Annotated in this window: 1 protein-coding gene; it reads left to right on the forward strand. The window is 43.3% G+C overall.

Features of this window, described 5'->3' with window-relative positions:
* Positions 1-43 precede the first annotated feature (43 nt).
* A partial coding sequence (metK, locus tag SORDD24_RS06375) for a methionine adenosyltransferase (RefSeq protein WP_081103524.1) occupies positions 44-806 on the forward strand: 763 nt, incomplete at its 3' end.

Here is an 806-nt window from a genome sequence, read left to right on the forward strand (position 1 = left end):
CTTTGTAACTCTATAACAATATTTTTTAAGGGGGGACATTTTTATGTCAGAACGTAAATTATTCACGTCTGAATCTGTATCTGAGGGGCATCCGGATAAGATTGCAGACCAAATTTCAGATGCGATTTTGGATGCTATTTTAGCAAAGGATCCAGATGCGCACGTTGCTGCTGAGACAGCTGTCTACACAGGTTCCGTCCATGTTTTTGGTGAAATTTCGACAAATGCCTATGTAGATATTAACCGTGTGGTTCGTGATACTATTGCAGAGATTGGTTATACCAATACCGAGTATGGTTTTTCTGCGGAGACAGTGGGAGTTCATCCTTCACTTGTTGAGCAGTCACCAGATATCGCACAAGGTGTGAACGAAGCCTTGGAAGTTCGTGGGAATGCAGATCAAGATCCACTGGACTTGATTGGAGCTGGTGACCAAGGGCTCATGTTTGGATTTGCAGTAGATGAGACAGAGGAACTCATGCCATTGCCAATTTCACTCAGTCATAAACTGGTTCGTCGTTTGGCAGAACTTCGTAAATCTGGTGAAATCAGCTATCTTCGCCCAGATGCTAAATCACAAGTTACTGTTGAGTATGATGAAAATGACCGTCCAGTGCGCGTGGACACAGTCGTGATTTCAACTCAGCACGATCCAGATGTCAGCAATGAACAAATTCACAATGATGTGATTAGCAAGGTTATTAAAGAGGTGATCCCAGCTTCTTACTTGGATGAGCAAACAAAATTTTTCATCAATCCGACTGGTCGCTTTGTTATCGGTGGACCTCAAGGGGACTCCGGTTTGA

This window comes from Streptococcus oralis, assembly GCF_001579175.1.
Lineage (GTDB): Bacteria > Bacillota > Bacilli > Lactobacillales > Streptococcaceae > Streptococcus > Streptococcus oralis_O.